Raw genomic sequence first — 19,394 nt, 5'->3', positions numbered from 1 at the left:
TAGAAGGAAAAGTGTAAAAGGGGTTTTTATATATGCTTTTATCCAGTTTCTGGTCAAACCCACTCGTAGAGTCTGCAGGTTATTTTAGTGTTGTTATTTTATGCTTACTCGTTTCGATGGTTATTTTCGAAGTAGTCACGAAATATAAAAATTGGGAAGAAATAAGAAAAGGTAATGTAGCAGTTGCACTTGCTACTGGCGGGAAAATTTTTGGTGTATGTAATATTTTTAGGTATTCCATTGAACAACATAATTCATTATTTGAAATGATTGGCTGGGGTTTATTTGGTTTTATGTTATTAATTATTGCGTACTTATTATTTGAATTTTTAACGCCCAGCTTTAATGTTGATCAGGAAATCGAAAAAGATAATCGCTCAATAGGGTTTATTTCACTTGTTATTTCTGTAGGATTATCATTTGTTATTGGAGCAAGTATTTCATAGGAGCGGTTAGAATGGAAAAATTGTCTAAAATTTTGTTGGCTGTTGGCCTACTTTTTATCTTAGTAGGTATAATATATGTCGTTACAAACTAATATAATAAATTAATAGCTTTACGGAAGACTGTAATGTTGCACCATCTATCTTAAAGATGAGAAAATGTGCGATGCAGTCTTTTTTTTATAAAGAATTGAATTGTCATTCATTTTTCTCTATAATTAAGAATAGGAATATTCACGCTATTATAAACAAAGGGGGCATTAAATTGACAGAAAAGCCATGGTTAGCACAATATCCACCTGAAATTCCGCATACGCTCGACTATGAACACATTCCCGTTCAAGAATATTTAACAAGAGCGTATAAGAAATTTCCGACAAAAATTGCGATCCATTTTTTGGGGAGAGATGTATCGTACAAAGAGCTTTACGAGTCATCATTGAAATTTGCTAACTATTTACAATCGCTCGGTATTAAAAAAGGTGACCGAGTAGCTATTATGCTACCAAACTGTCCACAAGGAGTAATTGGTTACTACGGTGCATTGTATGCAGGAGCAATTGTAGTGCAAACGAATCCTCTTTATACAGAAAGAGAAATTGCTTATCAAATGAAAGACTCAGGTGCAAAAGTTATTTTAGCAATGGATATTTTATATCCACGTGTTTCCAAAGTTTTAAAAGAAACAAATTTAGAGAATGTAATTGTTACTGGTATTAAGGATTACTTGCCATTTCCTAAAAATCTTATTTATCCCTTTATACAAAAAAAGCAATATGGGTTTAGTGTTAAAGTAGAGCATCGAGGAATCAATCATTTATTTCCAGAAATTATGAAGGTTGGAAAAGCTGTACCGATAAGTATGCCTTTTGATTTTGAAGAAGATATAGCACTTTTACAATATACAGGTGGCACAACAGGGTTTCCAAAAGGAGTCATGCTTACCCATAAAAATTTAGTTACTAATACTACTATGTGTACAGCTTGGAATTATAAATGTATAGAAGGTGAAGAAACAATTTTAGGAGTTCTCCCATTTTTCCATGTTTATGGCATGACTACTGTATTAGTATTTTCTGTTATGCTAGGAAATAGAATGGTATTATTGCCAAAGTTTGACGTCGAAACTGCACTAAAAACGATAGATAAGCAAAAGCCAACTATATTCCCAGGAGCTCCAACGATATACATTGGTTTGTTGAATCATCCGGATATCCAAAAGTATGACTTATCATCAATTGTAGCTTGTTTAAGCGGGTCTGCTCCATTACCGTTAGAGGTTCAGGAAAAGTTCGAAAAAATTACTGGTGGTAGATTAGTAGAAGGTTACGGCTTAACGGAAACCTCTCCAGTAACGCATGCTAACTTAATATATAATGAGAATCGTATTAAAGGTTCAGTTGGTATTCCATGGCCAGATACGGATGCGGCGGTTTTTGCTGTAGATTCGACGACACCTTTACCATACGGTGAAATTGGCGAAATTGCAGTAAAAGGTCCTCAAGTGATGAAAGGTTATTGGAACCGACCAGAAGATACAGAAATGACAATGCGTGATGGTTGGTTTTTAACGGGAGATTTGGGGTATATGGATGAAAGCGGTTACTTTTATGTAGTGGATCGCAAAAAAGATTTAATCATTGCAGGTGGATATAATATTTACCCGAGAGACGTAGAAGAGGTACTTTATGAACATCCGACAATTCAGGAATGTGTTGTAGCAGGAGTTCCAGATGCTTACAGAGGAGAAACAGTAAAAGCCTTTATAGTACTAAAAGAAGGTGCAACTGTGACAGAAGACGAGTTAAATACTTTTTGTCGTGAAAACTTAGCAGCGTTTAAAGTTCCTAGAATTTACGAATTCAGAGCAGAGCTTCCCAAAACGGCAGTAGGAAAAATTTTGAGAAGAACTTTAATAGAAGAAGAAAAAGCGAAGCAAAAACAAACCGTTCAAAGTTAATTGATTATTGACAATCAATGAAATTAAATATAATATAAAAATATGAATGAATCATCATTCATATTTTTATTTTATTCAGCCGGGGTACAGCCCTCTCTGAATTAAAATAAAAGCTCCGGCGGAAGTCACAGATTTTGAAAGGATTGAATGGAGATTTCTCTATTCAAAATTTGGACGCAAATACGCCAGGTGCAATTGATTAAATGGTGGTGAATTCATATGAAAAAGGATAAACCAAAATATAAGCAAATCATTGACGCAGCAATTATTGTAATCGCTGAAAATGGATATCATCAGTCACAAGTTTCTAAAATAGCCAAACAGGCAGGAGTGGCTGACGGGACAATTTACTTATATTTTAAAAACAAGGAAGAAATTTTAGTTTCAGTTTTTGAAGAGAAAATGGAAATATTCGCTGATAATTTGAAGGAAATTATTCAACAGGACATTAGTTGCTCAGAAAAGCTTTATAAAATGATTGAAAATCATTTTACTGTGTTATCAAGCGATCATCATTTAGCAACAGTAACACAATTGGAATTAAGACAAGCCAATTTAGCATTACGATTACGAATTAATGCCGTTTTAAGAAGTTATTTATTATTATTAGATACAATTTTGAAAGAAGGAATCGAACAAGGAGAATTTGATCATACGATCGATATTCGCTTAGCAAGACAAATGGTTTTTGGTACAATTGATGAGACGACTACAACTTGGGTCATGAATGAGCATAAATACAATTTAGTTGATCTAACAAGTAAAGTACATCGTCTACTGTTAAATGGTGTAAAAGGTTAACAAAAGGGGAGTGGGAAAGTGGAATTTCTATCATGGACTGTAGAAGATGGTGTAGCTACTGTTACACTAAATCGTCCACCTGCAAACGCACTAGCAAGAGGGGTTATTTTAGAAGTAAATGAGTTGCTAGATGCAGTAGAAAATGATGATGCAGTACGAGTAATACTGCTAAAAGGGGAAGGAAGATTTTTCTCCGCAGGTGCAGATATAAAAGAGTTTACTTCCATTACATCTGGAGAAGCGTTCTCAGAGCTTGCAGCAAGTGGGCAAACAATTTTCGAAAGAGTGGAAACTTTCTCGAAACCGGTAATCGCTGCAATTCATGGTGCTGCACTTGGTGGAGGACTTGAACTTGCGATGAGTTGTCATATCCGACTCGTATCTGAAAATGCAAAGCTCGGTTTACCAGAATTACAGCTTGGATTAATACCCGGGTTTGCTGGTACGCAACGACTACCACGTTATGTTGGATTTGCGAAAGCGGCAGAAATGTTGTTGACAAGTGATCCTATTAGTGGAAAAGAGGCAGCTCAGTTAGGACTTGCTAACCATGCTTATGCGGAAGAAGAATTATTTGAACATGCGAAAAAGCTTGCAGTTAAGATTGCGAAGAAGAGTCCAATTGCTATAAAAGCTGCATTAGGAATGCTTCAATATTCTAAACCTGCTTCATATCATGAGGGTGTAAAAGCAGAAGCAAATGCTTTTGGAACTGTATTTGTTTCAGAGGATGCAAAAGAAGGCATTTCTGCATTTATTGAAAAAAGAGCACCTGTATTTAAAGGTAAATAATAATTTACATTGGGAGGATATCTAAATGAATATTTATGTTTTAGTAAAACGTACATTTGATACTGAGGAGAGAATTGTAGTAAGCGGGGGTAAAATTCAAGAAGATGGTGCAGAATTCATTATTAATCCTTATGATGAGTATGCAATAGAAGAAGCGATCCAAGTTCGTGATGCTCAAGGTGGAGAAGTAACAGTTCTTACAATGGGTGGCGAAGACGCAGAGAAGCAACTTCGTACTGCATTAGCAATGGGTGCTGACAAAGCTGTCCTTATCAATACTGAAGACGATGTAGAGGATATGGATGAATTTGCAGCTGCATTTGTTATTGCAGAATACTTAAAAGACAAAAATCCGGATCTAATATTAGCTGGTAATGTTGCAATTGATGGTGGGTCGGGACAAGTAGGACCACGTGTTGCAGAAAGCTTAGGTATTAACTATGTAACTACTATTACAAACCTAGAGATTAACGGTACAACAGTTACGATCAAGCGTGACGTAGAAGGTGATACAGAGGTATTGGAAACTTCCTTGCCATTATTGGTTACTGCTCAGCAAGGTCTAAACGAACCGCGTTACCCATCTCTTCCAGGAATTATGAAGGCGAAGAAAAAGCCTTTAGAAGAAGTGGAATTAGATGACTTAGATATTGATGAAGATGATGTGGAAGCAAAAACTGAAACTATCGAGATTTATTTACCTCCTAAAAAGGAAGCTGGAAAAGTATTAGAAGGCGAGCTAGCAGACCAAGTAAAAGAGTTAGTTCATTTACTTCATTCCGAAGCGAAAGTCGTTTAACTCTATTCAGCAAATTTTTTCTGCGACGAGCTTGCGCAGGAGCAAATTTAATTCGAATTAATTTTAATATTAGGAGGAAAATAATATGTCTAAAAAAGTTTTAGTATTAGGAGAAGCACGCGAAGGTGCACTTCGGAATGTATCTTATGAAGCTATTGCTGCAGCAAAGCAAATTTCAGACGGTGGAGAAATTGTTAGTGTTCTATTAGGAGATTCAGTGGGCGAGTTAGCTACAGAGCTTGGAAAATATGGCGCTGATCGTGTAATCACTGTGGAGCATCCACATTTAAAACAATATACTTCAGATGGTTTTGGTCAAGCATTATTAGCTGTGATTGAGCAGGAAAATCCAGAAGCAATTGTTTTTGGTCATACAGCTCTTGGGAAAGATTTATCTCCAAAAATTGCAAGTAAGTTGCAAATTGGTTTAATATCAGACGTTACTTCTATTGAAGGCGAAGGCGATGCGGCTGTATTTATCCGTCCAATCTATTCGGGTAAAGCTTTTGAAAAAGTTAAAGTGAAGGATGGTATTAAATTTATCACTATCCGTCCTAACAATATTGCGCCACTTGCAAAAGATGACAGTAAGTCAGCGGACGTTTCTTCTTTGTCGGTAGATATTACAAACCTTCGTACTATTATTAAAGAAGTAGTTCGTAAATCTACGGAAGGTGTAGATTTATCGGAGGCAAAAGTTGTTATTGCTGGTGGTCGTGGAGTTAAGAGTGAAGAAGGCTTCGGACCATTAAAAGAGCTTGCAGATGTTTTAGGTGGAGCAGTTGGTGCTTCTCGAGGAGCTTGTGACGCTGATTATTGTGATTATTCATTACAAATCGGCCAAACTGGTAAAGTGGTAACACCAGACCTTTATATCGCAGCAGGTATTTCTGGAGCTATTCAGCATTTAGCAGGTATGTCTAACTCGAAAATAATTGTAGCGATCAATAAAGATCCAGAAGCAAATATTTTCAAAGTAGCAGACTACGGTATCGTTGGAGATTTATTTGAAGTAGTACCTATGCTTACAGAAGAGTTCAAAAAACTTAAAGTAAACGCGTAAAAACAGATGCTCGGTTCCTATGAGGGAGTCGAGTTTTCTCTTTCAAGCTAAAATGTAGAAGTTGATATTTCTGTCTGCTATAATCATTACATAGTAGACAAAGGAGGAATTTTAATATGGCAATAGTTCACGGAACAGATCAAACTTTTAACGCAGAAATAGAAGAAGGTTTAGTATTAGTAGATTTTTGGGCAACATGGTGCGGACCTTGTAAAATGATTGCTCCTGTATTAGAAGAAATGGACGCAGAAATGAGCGATAAAGTTAAAATCGTAAAAGTAGACGTTGATGAAAACCAAGCAACTGCAAGTCAATTCGGTATTATGTCTATCCCAACATTAGTATTATTTAAAGACGGTCAACCAGTAGACAAAGCAGTAGGCTTCCAACCAAAAGAAGCATTAGTACAATTCGTAGAAAAAAACGCATAATATAAAACCGGGTGCTCCATAGTGCCCGGTTTTTTTAAACAGGTGATAATATGAATGAATTGATCGAACAAAAATGTGCCATCTTACCAGATGAGCCAGGATGTTACTTAATGAAAGACCGGCAAGGAACTATTATCTACGTCGGCAAAGCGAAGATATTGAAAAATCGTGTACGCTCTTATTTTAAAGGTGCACACGATGGAAAAACACTTCGATTAGTGCAAGAAATTGTTGACTTTGAATATATCGTCACATCATCTGAGCTGGAAGCTTTAATATTAGAGCTTCATCTTATTAAAAAGCATGATCCCAAATATAACATTATGTTAAAAGATGATAAAACGTATCCATATATTAAAATTACTGCTGAAAAAGATCCACGATTGATCATTACGAGACAGGTTAAAAAAGATAAAGGGAAATATTTTGGTCCTTATCCGAATTCACATGCAGCTCATGAAACGAAAAAACTTCTAGATCGTTTATATCCACTTCGTAAATGTCATAAAATGCCAAATCGAGTTTGCCTCTACTATCATATGGGTCAATGTCTAGCTCCGTGTGTGAAAAAAATTGAAGAGAATGTTTATGATTCAATCATTCAAGAAATAATTAGCTTCTTGAATGGCGGTCACACACAAGTGAAAAAAGAATTGGTAGCAAAAATGAATGCAGCTGCAGAAGCACTTGAATTTGAACGGGCAAAAGAGTATCGAGATCAAATTTCACATATAGAACAGGTTATGGAAAAGCAAAAAATGACGATGAATGATTTTACAAGCAGAGATATTTTTGGTTGGCATGTAGACAAAGGTTGGATGTGTGTTCAAGTATTTTTTATAAGACAAGGGAAGCTTATTGAAAGAGACGTTTCATTGTTTCCTCTATTCCGTGATCCTGAAGAGGAGTTTCTAACATTTTTAGGCCAATTTTATGCGAAGTCAGAGCATATTAAGCCAAAAGAAATTTATGTTCCTTTGACTACGGACATCGATTTGGCTTCAAAACTTCTAGAAATGAAGGTTTTCGTTCCGCAAAGAGGAACGAAGAAAAATCTAGTCGAATTAGCTGAAAAAAATGCTAAAATAGCGCTTTCTGAGAAGTTCCATTTGATTGAAAGACAAGAGGAACGGACAATTGGTGCAGTAGAGCAGCTGGGAGATTCAATGGGAATTGCTCCTCCTATGCGTATTGAAGCTTTTGATAACTCGCATATCCATGGCACTGATGCGGTTTCTGCGATGGTAGTTTTTATTGACGGCAAAGCCAGTAAAAAGGATTATCGAAAATATAAAACAAAAACAGCAGCGAAACATGATGATTACGGAGCAATGCGAGAAGTTGTACGTAGAAGATACACTCGTGTACTGAAGGAGAATTTGCCCCTGCCTGATTTGGTCATTATTGATGGTGGGAAAGGACAAATTGAAGCTGCACGCGAAATTATAGAGGATGAACTAGGGTTAGATATTCCAATTGCAGGTCTGGCAAAAGATGGTAAGCATCAAACCTCTCAGCTTATATACGGCGATCCTTTGGAGTTAATACCTATGAAGCGGACGAGTGAAGGTTTTTATCTGCTGCAAAGAATACAGGATGAAGTTCATCGTTTTGCTATTACTTTCCACAGACAGCAGCGTGGAAAACATACGATTGCATCTTCGCTAGATGGTATAGAAGGTATCGGCCCTCAACGGAAAAAAATACTTTTAAAGCATTTTGGGTCGTTAAAGAAAATTCAAGCAGCCAGTAAAGAAGAGCTCATAGAAGCTGGTCTTCCGAGTAAGCAGGCAGAGATTGTGATTAATCATTTTCAGAAAAAATTATTGTCTTCTGAATAATCGTATGTTAAAGTTAATTCAATTTAACTTGAATCAATAAAAGAATGTTGCAAATGGACACATAGGAATTGTTGATTCAAGTTAAGCCTCCGGCGGATGTCACAGATTTTGAAGGGAGTTAATTGCGTAAGCGCAATTCAAAATCTGCACGCAATTACTCCGAGGCGTAATTTTATATTCACTATATTTACAGTGAAGATAGAGGTGCGATAAAACATCAGTACTCAGCAGGAGGAAGGAAAGTTCCGAGAATGGCTGTGGAAAGGGTTTTTCGCCGAAACATAGAATAGCTTTTCCTATTCTATTGTTGGTTCTGCATTTAAGAGATGTAGGATTGTCAGAATTTATATTCTGGAGGGCTATCTCTCATGGGCAGATTTTTTAGACCGTGTATGAGACGAATGCTTTTCACAATATGTGGAAAGCATTTTTTAATCCTTACAGAGAAATTAGGGAGCGGATGTTCATGACTAAAATTGTAATGAAGTTTGGCGGTACTTCTGTTGAATCAACAGAAAAAATTGCAAATGTTGCTACTCGAATTAAAGATGAAAAGGAAAAAGGGAATGATGTAGTCGTTGTTGTATCGGCAATGGGTAAAACAACTGACGAATTGTCGAACCTAGCATACGGATTAGCGGAATCTCCATCAAAACGAGAAATGGACATGCTTTTGTCCAATGGAGAGCAAATTACGATGGCTTTACTTGCTATTAAGTTAAATGCATTAGGGATAGATGCCATTTCTCTAACAGGTGCTCAAGCAGGTCTAGTGACTGATGATGTGCATAGAAATGCGAAAATATTGAAGTTGAATCCATCTAAAATTGATGATTTACTCGCTTCGAACAAAGTAGTAATTGTAGCAGGCTTCCAGGGGATATCCGAAAATGGTGAAATTACCACACTTGGCAGAGGTGGATCTGATACAACAGCTGTTGCAATTGCTGCTTCCATCCAAGCGGAAACTTGCGATATTTACACCGATGTTGATGGTATATACACATCAGATCCGCGCTATATTGAGAATGCTCGTAAACTTGAACAGCTGGAATATGACGAAATGCTCGAACTTGCTAATTTAGGCGCAGGTGTATTACATCCACGGGCAGTTGAATTTGCTAAAAACTATAAAGTTCCATTGCGTGTACGTCCAAGCTATAAAGATGGAGAAGGAACGATTTTGAAGGAGGAAGTAGATGTGGAAAATAATTTAGTAGTTCGTGGGATTGCATTTGAATCCGATATCGTTCGATTAACTATAGAATATGAGGTGCCATTTAATGGTTCATTAGCCTCTATTTTCACAACACTAGCTGCAAATCATATAAATGTGGATATTATTGTTCAGTCGATAGTAGATGGAGTAAAACCGGCAGTTTCATTTTCGATTAAGAAGGAGTCTTTGGCTGAAGCGATCAAAGTTTTAGAAACACATAAACAAGAACTTGGCTTTACCTTCGCTGATTTTGAAGTAGGTCTAGCTAAGGTTTCTATAGTAGGTTCTGGAATGGTATCGAACCCAGGGGTAGCTGCTCAAATGTTTGACCGTTTAAGAATTGAAAATATTCCGGTGAAAATGGTGAGTACATCAGAGATAAAAGTGTCCGTTGTAGTGCCACAGCAGCATATGATTGAAGCGGCCAATGCCCTGCATGACGAATTCAATCTTTCGTTAACCCATCAATCAGTTTAAACTATAACCAACCTTTGAAAATTTTATGAAGAATAAAGTTTTCAGGGCTTTTTATTTGATTACCACTACAGTTGTTTTCCGTTAGGGTGGACTCTTTCCGGAACCATGGCTCGAGTCCGTTTTTTGATAATTCAACTCGTCATGTAAGCGATACACTTTGTTCTAGATTAAAGTGAAGTACTACACATTTTATTGAATGTAGCGGAAGGCGTCCGCCTGGAGCGGAAATCAAAGCGATATTCTTTTGTTTAATTATCAAGAGCCGGTATCTAGGGATTATCTTAAATAATATCTTTTGAAAAAAAGGTAATAGGAAAAGTCAGCGATTGACTATCCTATTACCCTTTTGTTTTAGAATCCCATTTTATTTGTAAGGATACGATGCCATTCTTTTTAACTTCTTCATCATAACATTCAGTCAAAAAGCCACTAAGCTTCTGCTGCTGTTCAGCTAAAAAACCTGCTTCTAATCGATGACTTCTACTTTGTCCACTCTGAGGTAGATTATATGTACTTAATGTATAAAAAGCCGAATCTTTTGTCGTTTTTTCTAAATGTAATGTACCCCATCCGGCTTCATTGAAAAACGTAACGGCTTCTTCCATCGAATAGAGGGGGAATTTACGAGCTAAATCTTTTCCAGCCCAATATAAAATATCTTTTTCATGTTTTCCGAGAATAGAAGTAAGCACGTGGTCTCTTATTATCTCATATCCAAAGGAAGTTACATGTGAATGTTTCTTTTCATCCAAGTAGCAACCCTTCTTTCCAAAAATCATTATTGCCTATTTATTTTATCATAAATTAATAGCAATTGGGACCCGATAGATTGTGATTTAATAATCAAACTATTATCTAAGAAAGGTAGAAGAATCCACATGGAAAATCAGAAAGATGCCTTGACGCTCTAAAATGATGAGAGTACAATGGATATGTCATAAATACGTAACTTGATGATGTGAAAGTTTTGAGAACAAATGATTTTTTACAATAGTTTTCATTGCTTTTGCTCGGAAATTTGAGGGGGTAATTGTTTTGTCGAAAGAACGCGAATTTTATTGGCGTCGACTACATTCCTTACTAGGTATTATTCCTGTAGGTCTGTTTTTAACGCAGCATTTAGTAGTAAATCATTTTGCTACGAGAGGAGAAGAGGCATTCAATAATGCGTCTCACTTCATGGAGAGTCTACCATTTCGCTATATGTTAGAAATCTTCGTAATTTTTCTTCCATTAATGTTCCATGCATTTTACGGACTTTACATTGCATTTACTGCAAAGCATAATCCGCAGAGATTTGGTACGTTAAGAAATTATTTGTTCATTTTACAACGCTTCACTGGTATTTTCCTAGTAGTATTTATCGTGTGGCATGTATTTGAAACACGTTTCCAAGCAGCAATCGGAGCAAAAGAAGTTAACTTTAATATGATGGCAGAAATTTTATCTAACCCATGGATGTTAGGTTTCTATATCGTAGGTGTTATTTCAGCTACATTCCATTTAGCTAATGGTATTTGGTCATTCTTAGTTAGCTGGGGAATCACACAATCTGCAAGATCACAACAAATTGCAACTTATGTAACATTAATTATCTTCTTAGCGTTATCTGTAGTTGGCGTACAAGCTCTTCTAGCATTCGTTTAAGAAACAGTAAAGACGTTCAACTACTATTAAATTGAGGAGTGAGAATAGCATGGCAAAAAGTAAACTAATTGTTGTCGGCGGTGGATTAGCTGGCTTAATGGCAACAATGAAAGCTGCCGAAGATGGCACGCATGTAGATCTATTTTCGATAGTTCCCGTAAAACGTTCGCACTCAGTTTGTGCCCAAGGCGGTATTAACGGAGCTGTAAATACAAAAGGTGAAGGAGATTCTCCGGCAGTACATTTAGATGATACTGTATACGGTGGAGACTTCCTTGCAAATCAAAAACCAGTAAAAGCGATGGCAGATGCTGCACCTGGTATCATTAGTCTATTTGACCGTATGGGTGTTATGTTCAACCGTACACCTGAAGGATTATTAGACTTCCGTCGCTTCGGGGGAACATTAATGCATCGTACTGCATTTGCTGGTGCCACAACTGGTCAACAACTTTTATACGCACTTGACGAGCAAGTTCGTCGATTTGAAGTTGATGGTCTAGTAACAAAATTCGAAGGATGGGAATTCCTTGGAATTATTAAAGATAATGAAGGCGTCTGTCGTGGTATTAAAGCGCAAAACCTTCTGACAATGGAAATTCGTGCATTCCGCGGAGATGCAGTTATTATGGCTACTGGTGGACCTGGAATTATTTTCGGAAAAACTACTAACTCTATTATTAACACTGGTTCTGCTGCATCGATCGTTTATCAACAAGGAGCTTATTATGCGAACGGAGAATTTATCCAAATTCATCCAACAGCAATTCCTGGTGATGATAAACTACGTTTGATGTCAGAATCTGCTCGTGGTGAAGGTGGACGTATTTGGACATATAAAGACGGTAAACCTTGGTATTTCCTCGAAGAAAAATATCCTGCATACGGAAACCTAGTTCCTCGTGATATTGCAACACGTGAAATCTTTGACGTATGTGTAAACCAAAAACTCGGTATTAACGGCGAAAACATGGTTTATCTAGATCTTTCTCATAAAGATCCTCATGAACTGGATGTTAAGCTTGGTGGTATCATAGAGATTTATGAGAAATTCACTGGTGATGATCCTCGTAAAGTGCCAATGAAAATCTTCCCTGCAGTACATTACTCAATGGGTGGACTTTGGGTAGATGATGATCAAATGACTAACATCCCTGGATTATTTGCTGCAGGTGAGTGTGACTATTCTCAACATGGTGCAAACCGTTTAGGTGCTAACTCATTGCTTTCTGCTGTATTCGGTGGAAGTGTTGCAGGTCCAAATGCAGTTAAATATATGAGTCACCTTAAAACACATGCAATTGATATGGATGATTCCATCTTTGAAGCTGAGGTAAAACTAGAGCAAGAGAAATGGGATAAAACTATCTCTATGAAAGGTACGGAAAATGCGTACTTACTTCATAAGGAGCTTGGTGAGTGGATGACGGATAACGTAACTGTTGTTCGTTATAACGACAAATTAGAAGCAACTGATAAGAAAATTCAAGAGCTGCTTGAGCGTTACGAAAATATTAATATGGATGATACACAACAATGGTCTAACCAAGGTGCATCATTTACGCGTCAGCTTAAAAATATGTTATATTTAGCACGCGTTATTACATTAGGTGCACTTAATCGTAATGAAAGTCGTGGAGCACATTACAAACCAGATTTCCCTGAACGTAATGATGAAGAGTTCTTGAAAACAACAATGGCGAAATATGATCCAGCTACTGGAGCTCCAGTTTTCCATTACGAAGAAGTAGACGTTTCTCTTATTGCACCTCGTAAACGCGATTATTCTGCGAAAGGGGATAATTAATAATGGTTACAGCAACTGAAACAAAAAAAGTAAAATTTGAAATTTTACGTCAAGATACACCTGAATCTACACCATATTGGGAAAAATTCGAAGTAAATTATCGTCCAAATATGAACGTTATTTCGGCTCTAATGGAAATTCGCCAAAACCCTGTAAATGTTGATGGTAAATCAACAACTCCTGTAACTTGGGATATGAACTGTTTAGAAGAAGTTTGTGGAGCTTGTTCAATGGTGATTAATGGTCGTCCGCGTCAATCTTGTTCAGCATTAATCGATCAATTGACACAACCGATCCAATTAGCACCAATGAAAACATTCCCTGTTGTACGTGATCTTCAAGTAGACCGTACACGTATGTTTGATTCGTTGAAAAAAGTAAAAGCATGGGTTCCAATTGATGGATCATACGATCTTGGTGAAGGACCACGTATGCCAGAACGCAAACGTCAATGGGCATATGAATTGTCTAAATGTATGACTTGTGGTGTTTGTCTAGAAGCTTGTCCAAACGTAAACAGTGGTTCTAACTTTATGGGACCAGCACCACTTTCACAAGTACGCTTATTTAACGCACATCCAACTGGTTCTATGAACAAGGATGAACGTTTAAATACAATTATGGGAGACGGTGGACTTGCTAATTGTGGTAACGCTCAAAACTGTGTCGTTGCTTGTCCAAAAGGTATTCCACTTACAACTTCTATCGCTGCATTGAACCGTGATACAACTGTTCAAATGTTCAAAGACTTCTTTGGAAGCGACCATATGGTTGACTAATAGAGAATAAAATAGGAAATCTGTGTAGAATATCACTATTCTATGCAGATTTTTTCTTTCTCTGTTACAATAAATGAATATTCATTCATTTTAGGAGGAGTTTAATTTATGAAAGCTAATTACATAGAAGATATTGCGTTATGGGAGCGGGATTTCCATTTTTATTCAGAGGTTAGTGTACGTTTTTCAGAAACGGATATGTATGGACATTTGAATAATACAGTTACATTTGCGTATTTTGAGTATGCGCGAATAGAATACTTCAAGCATATTCAGCTTATGAATGATTGGTTAAATCCAAAGGGAGAAAAAATTCCAGTAGTCGCTGATTTGCAATGTGATTACCTAAAGCAAGTATTCTTTGATGAGAAGCTCCACATTTATGTGAAAGCAAATACTATTGGCTCATCCTCTGTAGATATCCACTACATGGCGAAGAACGAAAAAGGTGAAATTGTCTTTACAGGTCGGGGGTCCATCGTCCAAATTGACAAGAAAACTGGTCGAGCTGCAAAATGGTCTGAGGAAGAACGAGAAGTTTTTCAAAAGAGTATTAACTAGCCGTCACCTACCATCCCCACGCTACATACGTTAGTAGGAGAGTGGATAGGGGGCTATGGCATTGTACGACAATAATCAGCATCGTTCGATTTTGACAAGTAGAGAACGTCAAATTTTTCAATTATTAGTAGAAGATAATTCTACGAAAGATATTTCAGCTTTGTTATCGATAAGTGAGAAAACAGTTAGGAACCATATTTCCAATACAATACAAAAACTTGGAGTTTCGGGTAGGTCACAAGCGATTGTGGAATTATTACGATTAGGTGAACTATCACTGAATTGATATGAATCCTTGCCATTTTCCTCATAACACGTCACAATAATAGAAAGAAGGTTATTGTTTTGAGGAGTGAAGGAATAGATGGCAGAGGATATAAATAAGACAATATTAGATCAAGATCAAGTTGCTTTTTTAGAAAAAGAGCTTCGACATATATCAGGAATCATTAAACAAAAGGGTCGAAAGATTTTAAGTGCCTATACTATTACGCCACCGCAGTTTGTAGCACTACAATGGTTACTAGAGCTTGGTGATATGACTATCGGTGATTTATCCAATAAAATGTATTTAGCTTTTAGTACAACGACGGACTTGATTGATCGTATGGAAAAAAGCAAACTCGTAAAGCGTATTAGAGATGAACAAGATCGCCGTGTTGTTCGTATACATTTGTTAGAAGAGGGCGCACGAATTATAGAAGAGGTTATCGATAAACGACAACAGTATTTGGAAGATGTACTTCAACATTTCGATCAAGCTGAAGTTACAAATTTATCAATATTATTAGAAAAACTACATCAAGAGATGAAGAACTGAGGAATTGACGTGAAAGCCCCAATTGGTGTTATAGACTCTGGAGTTGGTGGGTTAACAGTTGCGAAAGAAATTATGCAATTACTACCAAATGAAAAAATAATATATATTGGCGATACTGCCAGATGCCCGTATGGCCCTAGAACAAGCGAAGAGGTACGAAAGTTTACATGGCAATTGGCTAATGCATTAGCAAAAATGAATATAAAAATGTTAGTAATTGCGTGCAATACTGCAACTGCAGTCGCACTTAATTCTTTAAGCAAAAAGATGCCTTTTCCTGTAATAGGGGTAATTTTCCCAGGTGCTAGGGCAGCAATTAAAGCATCAAAAAGTAATGAAATCGTAGTGCTAGGTACAAGCGGTACTATAAAAAGTGGTGCGTATGAGGAAGCTATTGCTTCCTTAAATACGTCTAGTAAAGTGATTCCACTGGCATGCCCAACCTTTGTACCACTTGTAGAAAGTAATGAATACGAAGGTGAATTTGCTCGAAATATGGTATTGGAAACATTAACTCCATTGAAGAAAGAGCAATTTGATACCGTTATTTTAGGTTGTACGCATTATCCACTTTTACAAAAGCATATTGAAGAGGCAGTAGGGAATGATGTAAAAGTACTTTCTTCTGCCGAAGAAACTGCTCATGATGTCAAAGAGTATTTAAATTATCATGAACTTAATAATCCTAATAAACAAAATAAAACACCCATATTTTATACAACAGGATCTGTGCCAATATTCAAAACGATTGTAGAGAAGTGGTTGGAAATACCGAGTGCAGATATTCGAACAATTTCATTTAAATGACCCTGTTAGCTTGAGAATCCTCGATTAGCGGGGTCTTCTTCTTATTGATACGTATTAAAGGACTAAGGAATTTTCTAAAATTCAACAGAAGGGTGCGATTTTACTTGAAACAAATTATTATAGCTACTAAAAATAAAGGAAAAGCAAAAGACTTTGAAGCATTATTTAACCCATTAGGCTATGAAGTTAAGACACTTCATGATGTGGCGGAAGAAATGGATGTGGAAGAGACTGGGACAACCTTTGAAGAAAATGCATTACTTAAAGCTTCTGCACTAGCAGAGCACTTACAAACGTTGGTCATCGCGGACGATAGTGGTTTAGAAATTGATGCATTGGATGGACGACCAGGCATCTATTCTGCTCGATATGCGGGCGAAGAGAAAAGCGATGAGGCAAATATAGATAAAGTTCTACATGAGTTAGAAGGTGTCAAAGAACCCGAAAGAACGGCACGCTTTGTTTGTGCTATCGCAGTTGCCTCTCCAAACAATAAACCTATAACTGTTAGAGGGACTTGTGAAGGAATAATTGGAACCGAGAGAAAAGGGACCAATGGATTTGGATATGACCCAATTTTTTATGTTCCTTCTGAACAAAAGATGATGGCAGAGCTATCTGCTGAGGAAAAAGGAGCAATTTCTCATCGTGGCAATGCGATTAATAAACTTTCTTTAGTTCTAAAAGAATCCATTTTAGAAGGATAGGTGAGGAAATTGAAGCTATTAATAATGAGTGATACACATAGTGCCACCGAGACAATGGAACTTGTTATAGAGCGACATCAGCAGGAAGTGAATGCCATTATCCATTGTGGGGATAGTGAGTTAGATGCAAGTTACTTTTTTGAAAAACCTACTCATGTTGTTCGGGGGAATTGTGATCTCGACAATCGTTTTCCTTTAGAGGAGTTATTCTCTGTCCAGGATGCTAAAGTACTCGTAGTTCATGGCCATAAATACAATGTAAAATCGACTATAATGTCGCTTTTTTATCGAGCACAGGAGGTACAAGCCTCTGTTGTTTGCTTCGGTCATTCGCATTTATTAGGAGCAGAAATGAAGGAAGGTATATTATTTATTAATCCTGGTAGTCTTCAACAACCTCGTGGACGTAAAGAAAAAAGCTACGCAATAGCTGAGTATAACGGTGATTCTTGGACAGTTCTATTTTATTCAGATGAACATATACTGCTTGAAAAAGTAACTTTATAAATTTTTTGAAATAGTGTTGACTTATCTTTCTTATCATTATATAATAAATCTTGTCTTTCCTATCAGTTTAGGTGGGGGAGTACTTGTCTCAGTAGCTCAGCTGGATAGAGCAACGCCCTTCTAAGGCGTCGGTCGGGGGTTCGAATCCCTCCTGGGACATTGAAGGTTTAGATTGAATAAGTTTGTACAACATTGAAAATGCTTCAAGACCTATTTTATAGGTTTTGAAGCATTTTTATGTTTTTGGATATTTAGAACCAATCAAATATAATAAGGTGTTTTTTATACACGTTGTAAACAAATTCTTATTAGAATTCTGTTGTGCATGAAACTCCTTAAATTACAAAAACATCTCAGTGCAAAATAAAATTCATTTTTAAAAAGCTGTCACAGAAAGTCATTTTTCACTAACCCTCTGGACTGCTTGTTTCTTCAAGTGCAATCTACAGCGCTACCCAAAGAGTTGCTTTAGTTCTAAGTGACTATTTCAAGTACCTTACGATTTAAGGAATAACCTTCTAACTGTAGAAAGAAGGTTTATCTTACTCCAAAAAATCGTTTATCATATCCCATCCTTTCAGAAGCTTCTTCGGCTGCACTCATAACCTTTTTAGCGATGTCCGGCACCTTGTAATCCTTCATACGTTGGATAGGGCCGACCACATTTATGGCAGAGACAACTTTCCCCGTGTAATCACGAATAGGTGCTGAGATAGATCTTGTTCCTTCTGTTAATTCTTCGGTGCTTATTGCATATCCTCTTTCACGGATTAGTTTTAATTCATTTCGTAACTTCTCGGGATCTGTAATACTATTGCTTGTATATGCATGCAACCCTCCATTGATTACCTCTTCCACAAGATTATTTTCATCATAAGCAAGCAGTAATTTCCCAGAGCTCGTACAGAATGATGGGTTTTTTCTTCCTAAATGGGTGAGGATACGAACTGGATGGCTACATTCTTCCTTATGAATATAAATTGTATCCATACCATGTAGAACCGATAAATGTGCTGTTTCTCCAGTTTCATGTACTAATTTATTTAGTACGGGTGCTGCCTCTTTATGGATCTCTAAATGATTTGTCACAATCCCGCCAAGTGTTAATACCGTTAATCCAAGTTTGTACTTTCCAGTCTTTTTATCTTTTATAACAAAATCTTCTTCAGCAAGTGTAGCAAGTAAACGGCTTACAGTACTTTTAGCCAGACCGAGAGATTCTGAGAGGTCACTTACCTTTAGTGTTGGTTCAAATGTAGAAAAACTTTTGAGAATACGAAGTGCATTACTGACAGATGAGAGAATTTGCGGATTATTGTTTTGCTTAGACATTTTACACTCCTCTTTCGTTAGCTGTTCCATATAGAGAAACTGAATAACAAGGTTTTGAATATTCTAACATTTTAAAATATTTATGTCTACATAGATTGATAACTTTCAAATATCACTTTTTGGAAAAGCACTACATTCCTTTTAACCGTCTTATTTTTAAGTTCACGTAGTAACACTTTGGAAACACGTATTTCAAATAACAATTACTAAAAAATTAATCAAACTAAGTTTTCGGAATTATTATTAAATTTTTCACTTTTGTTCCACATAGAGGAATTCAAGGCTTTTGTTTGCACATTAGCCTCGTATAATAGGAGCTAGTTGCAGGAATAAATCTAAGGAATTGTTGGTCAGATATGTATGGCAGTAAAAGCCTGAAGCATATTTCACATATTACTCAGAAATAAGGGGGTAATTTTGAGCATAGCTAGAAGAGGTAGGAAGCGGTTAGTGAAGAGGGACGCGTGTTTTCTCAGTAGATAAGGAGCATATTTAAAAATAGGATTATTAATAGTTGACGAGATATTTAAATTGATAGAGGGCATATTTGTTGGAGATTAGTTCATTTAATTTTAAGGGTCTAATCTATATGAAATTTCCT

The 19,394-nt window shown here is 36.7% G+C and carries 19 protein-coding genes, 1 tRNA gene, 1 pseudogene and 1 riboswitch; of the genes and pseudogenes, 19 read left to right on the top strand and 2 right to left on the bottom strand.

Going from position 1 to position 19,394, the window contains the following annotated elements; translation table 11 throughout:
- Positions 1-32 precede the first annotated feature (32 nt).
- The 9 genes and pseudogenes from ACIQX2_RS11105 to ACIQX2_RS11065 all read left to right on the top strand — a co-directional run bounded on the left by ACIQX2_RS11105 (position 33) and on the right by ACIQX2_RS11065 (position 9,826).
- Complete coding sequence (locus ACIQX2_RS11105; protein ID WP_402850032.1) at positions 33-446, top strand: DUF350 domain-containing protein; 414 nt, start codon at positions 33-35, stop codon at positions 444-446.
- Positions 447-708: 262 nt separating this feature from the next.
- On the top strand, positions 709-2,403 hold the full coding sequence (locus ACIQX2_RS11100; protein WP_402850029.1) for a long-chain-fatty-acid--CoA ligase: 1,695 nt from the start codon (positions 709-711) through the stop codon (positions 2,401-2,403).
- Positions 2,404-2,622: 219 nt separating this feature from the next.
- On the top strand, positions 2,623-3,204 hold the full coding sequence (locus ACIQX2_RS11095; RefSeq protein ID WP_402850027.1) for a fatty acid metabolism transcriptional regulator FadR: 582 nt from the start codon (positions 2,623-2,625) through the stop codon (positions 3,202-3,204).
- 18 nt (positions 3,205-3,222) lie between these two features.
- On the top strand, positions 3,223-3,996 hold the full coding sequence (locus ACIQX2_RS11090; RefSeq protein ID WP_402850024.1) for an enoyl-CoA hydratase: 774 nt from the start codon (positions 3,223-3,225) through the stop codon (positions 3,994-3,996).
- A 25-nt stretch (positions 3,997-4,021) separates the two neighbouring features.
- Positions 4,022-4,795: an electron transfer flavoprotein subunit beta/FixA family protein gene (locus ACIQX2_RS11085; protein ID WP_402850021.1), complete on the top strand. Its 774-nt coding sequence runs from the start codon at positions 4,022-4,024 to the stop codon at positions 4,793-4,795.
- Between the two features lie 85 nt (positions 4,796-4,880).
- Positions 4,881-5,858 (top strand): electron transfer flavoprotein subunit alpha/FixB family protein, encoded by a 978-nt coding sequence (locus ACIQX2_RS11080; protein ID WP_402850018.1) that lies wholly within the window; start codon positions 4,881-4,883, stop codon positions 5,856-5,858.
- Positions 5,859-5,968: 110 nt separating this feature from the next.
- A pseudogene (gene trxA, locus ACIQX2_RS11075) lies at positions 5,969-6,289 on the top strand (thioredoxin); the annotation flags it as partial.
- A gap of 50 nt (positions 6,290-6,339) precedes the next feature.
- Complete coding sequence (uvrC, locus tag ACIQX2_RS11070; RefSeq protein ID WP_402850016.1) at positions 6,340-8,130, top strand: excinuclease ABC subunit UvrC; 1,791 nt, start codon at positions 6,340-6,342, stop codon at positions 8,128-8,130.
- Between the two features lie 191 nt (positions 8,131-8,321).
- Positions 8,322-8,500, top strand: a riboswitch (Lysine riboswitch).
- Between the two features lie 96 nt (positions 8,501-8,596).
- Positions 8,597-9,826: an aspartate kinase gene (locus ACIQX2_RS11065; protein WP_402850013.1), complete on the top strand. Its 1,230-nt coding sequence runs from the start codon at positions 8,597-8,599 to the stop codon at positions 9,824-9,826.
- Between the two features lie 338 nt (positions 9,827-10,164).
- Here the strand turns inward: ACIQX2_RS11065 and ACIQX2_RS11060 are convergent, their stop codons facing one another.
- Positions 10,165-10,578: a YslB family protein gene (locus ACIQX2_RS11060; protein WP_402850011.1), complete on the bottom strand. Its 414-nt coding sequence runs from the start codon at positions 10,576-10,578 to the stop codon at positions 10,165-10,167.
- Between the two features lie 283 nt (positions 10,579-10,861).
- Between ACIQX2_RS11060 and ACIQX2_RS11055 the strand changes: the two genes are divergently transcribed.
- The 10 genes from ACIQX2_RS11055 (at position 10,862) to ACIQX2_RS11010 (ending at position 17,620) form a co-directional block, all read left to right on the top strand.
- Positions 10,862-11,473 carry a succinate dehydrogenase cytochrome b558 subunit gene (locus tag ACIQX2_RS11055; protein ID WP_402850008.1) on the top strand — a complete coding sequence of 204 codons (612 nt, stop codon included), beginning with the start codon at positions 10,862-10,864 and terminating at the stop codon, positions 11,471-11,473.
- A gap of 49 nt (positions 11,474-11,522) precedes the next feature.
- Positions 11,523-13,280: a succinate dehydrogenase flavoprotein subunit gene (gene sdhA / locus ACIQX2_RS11050; protein WP_402850005.1), complete on the top strand. Its 1,758-nt coding sequence runs from the start codon at positions 11,523-11,525 to the stop codon at positions 13,278-13,280.
- Positions 13,281-13,282: 2 nt separating this feature from the next.
- Positions 13,283-14,059 carry a succinate dehydrogenase iron-sulfur subunit gene (sdhB, locus tag ACIQX2_RS11045; protein ID WP_093060469.1) on the top strand — a complete coding sequence of 259 codons (777 nt, stop codon included), beginning with the start codon at positions 13,283-13,285 and terminating at the stop codon, positions 14,057-14,059.
- A 108-nt stretch (positions 14,060-14,167) separates the two neighbouring features.
- A complete protein-coding gene (locus tag ACIQX2_RS11040) occupies positions 14,168-14,620 on the top strand; it encodes an acyl-CoA thioesterase (RefSeq protein WP_402850002.1) in 453 nt (150 codons plus the stop codon).
- Between the two features lie 61 nt (positions 14,621-14,681).
- Positions 14,682-14,906, top strand: a complete 225-nt coding sequence (locus ACIQX2_RS11035) for a helix-turn-helix domain-containing protein (protein WP_254771325.1) — start codon at positions 14,682-14,684, stop codon at positions 14,904-14,906.
- Positions 14,907-14,984: 78 nt separating this feature from the next.
- Positions 14,985-15,440: a MarR family winged helix-turn-helix transcriptional regulator gene (locus ACIQX2_RS11030; RefSeq protein ID WP_402849998.1), complete on the top strand. Its 456-nt coding sequence runs from the start codon at positions 14,985-14,987 to the stop codon at positions 15,438-15,440.
- Positions 15,441-15,449: 9 nt separating this feature from the next.
- Positions 15,450-16,247 carry a glutamate racemase gene (gene racE, locus ACIQX2_RS11025; protein WP_402849995.1) on the top strand — a complete coding sequence of 266 codons (798 nt, stop codon included), beginning with the start codon at positions 15,450-15,452 and terminating at the stop codon, positions 16,245-16,247.
- A 104-nt stretch (positions 16,248-16,351) separates the two neighbouring features.
- Positions 16,352-16,954 carry an XTP/dITP diphosphatase gene (locus tag ACIQX2_RS11020; protein WP_402849992.1) on the top strand — a complete coding sequence of 201 codons (603 nt, stop codon included), beginning with the start codon at positions 16,352-16,354 and terminating at the stop codon, positions 16,952-16,954.
- Between the two features lie 9 nt (positions 16,955-16,963).
- Positions 16,964-17,461, top strand: coding sequence for a metallophosphoesterase family protein (locus ACIQX2_RS11015; protein ID WP_402849989.1), 498 nt, complete (start codon positions 16,964-16,966; stop codon positions 17,459-17,461).
- Positions 17,462-17,546: 85 nt separating this feature from the next.
- Positions 17,547-17,620 (top strand) — tRNA-Arg (locus tag ACIQX2_RS11010).
- 378 nt (positions 17,621-17,998) lie between these two features.
- Here the strand turns inward: ACIQX2_RS11010 and ACIQX2_RS11005 are convergent.
- A complete protein-coding gene (locus tag ACIQX2_RS11005; protein ID WP_402849986.1) occupies positions 17,999-18,793 on the bottom strand; it encodes an IclR family transcriptional regulator in 795 nt (264 codons plus the stop codon).
- Positions 18,794-19,394 lie beyond the last annotated feature (601 nt).

The organism is Psychrobacillus sp. NPDC096623 (genome assembly GCF_044762655.1).
GTDB lineage: Bacteria > Bacillota > Bacilli > Bacillales_A > Planococcaceae > Psychrobacillus.
The sequence above is the reverse complement of the archived record's forward strand: the minus strand, read 5'-3'. Positions and strand labels throughout refer to the sequence as shown.

Bases quoted from the DNA above. Each gene is read 5' to 3' on its own strand.
- ACIQX2_RS11030 (WP_402849998.1), top strand. From the start codon at position 14,985: ATGGCAGAGGATATAAATAAGACAATATTAGATCAAGATCAAGTTGCT.
- ACIQX2_RS11105 (WP_402850032.1), top strand. From the start codon at position 33: ATGCTTTTATCCAGTTTCTGGTCAAACCCACTCGTAGAGTCTGCAGGT.
- uvrC (WP_402850016.1), top strand. From the start codon at position 6,340: ATGAATGAATTGATCGAACAAAAATGTGCCATCTTACCAGATGAGCCA.
- ACIQX2_RS11080 (WP_402850018.1), top strand. From the start codon at position 4,881: ATGTCTAAAAAAGTTTTAGTATTAGGAGAAGCACGCGAAGGTGCACTT.
- ACIQX2_RS11065 (WP_402850013.1), top strand. From the start codon at position 8,597: ATGACTAAAATTGTAATGAAGTTTGGCGGTACTTCTGTTGAATCAACA.
- ACIQX2_RS11085 (WP_402850021.1), top strand. From the start codon at position 4,022: ATGAATATTTATGTTTTAGTAAAACGTACATTTGATACTGAGGAGAGA.
- ACIQX2_RS11095 (WP_402850027.1), top strand. From the start codon at position 2,623: ATGAAAAAGGATAAACCAAAATATAAGCAAATCATTGACGCAGCAATT.
- ACIQX2_RS11040 (WP_402850002.1), top strand. From the start codon at position 14,168: ATGAAAGCTAATTACATAGAAGATATTGCGTTATGGGAGCGGGATTTC.
- ACIQX2_RS11005 (WP_402849986.1), bottom strand. From the start codon at position 18,793: ATGTCTAAGCAAAACAATAATCCGCAAATTCTCTCATCTGTCAGTAAT.
- sdhA (WP_402850005.1), top strand. From the start codon at position 11,523: ATGGCAAAAAGTAAACTAATTGTTGTCGGCGGTGGATTAGCTGGCTTA.
- sdhB (WP_093060469.1), top strand. From the start codon at position 13,283: ATGGTTACAGCAACTGAAACAAAAAAAGTAAAATTTGAAATTTTACGT.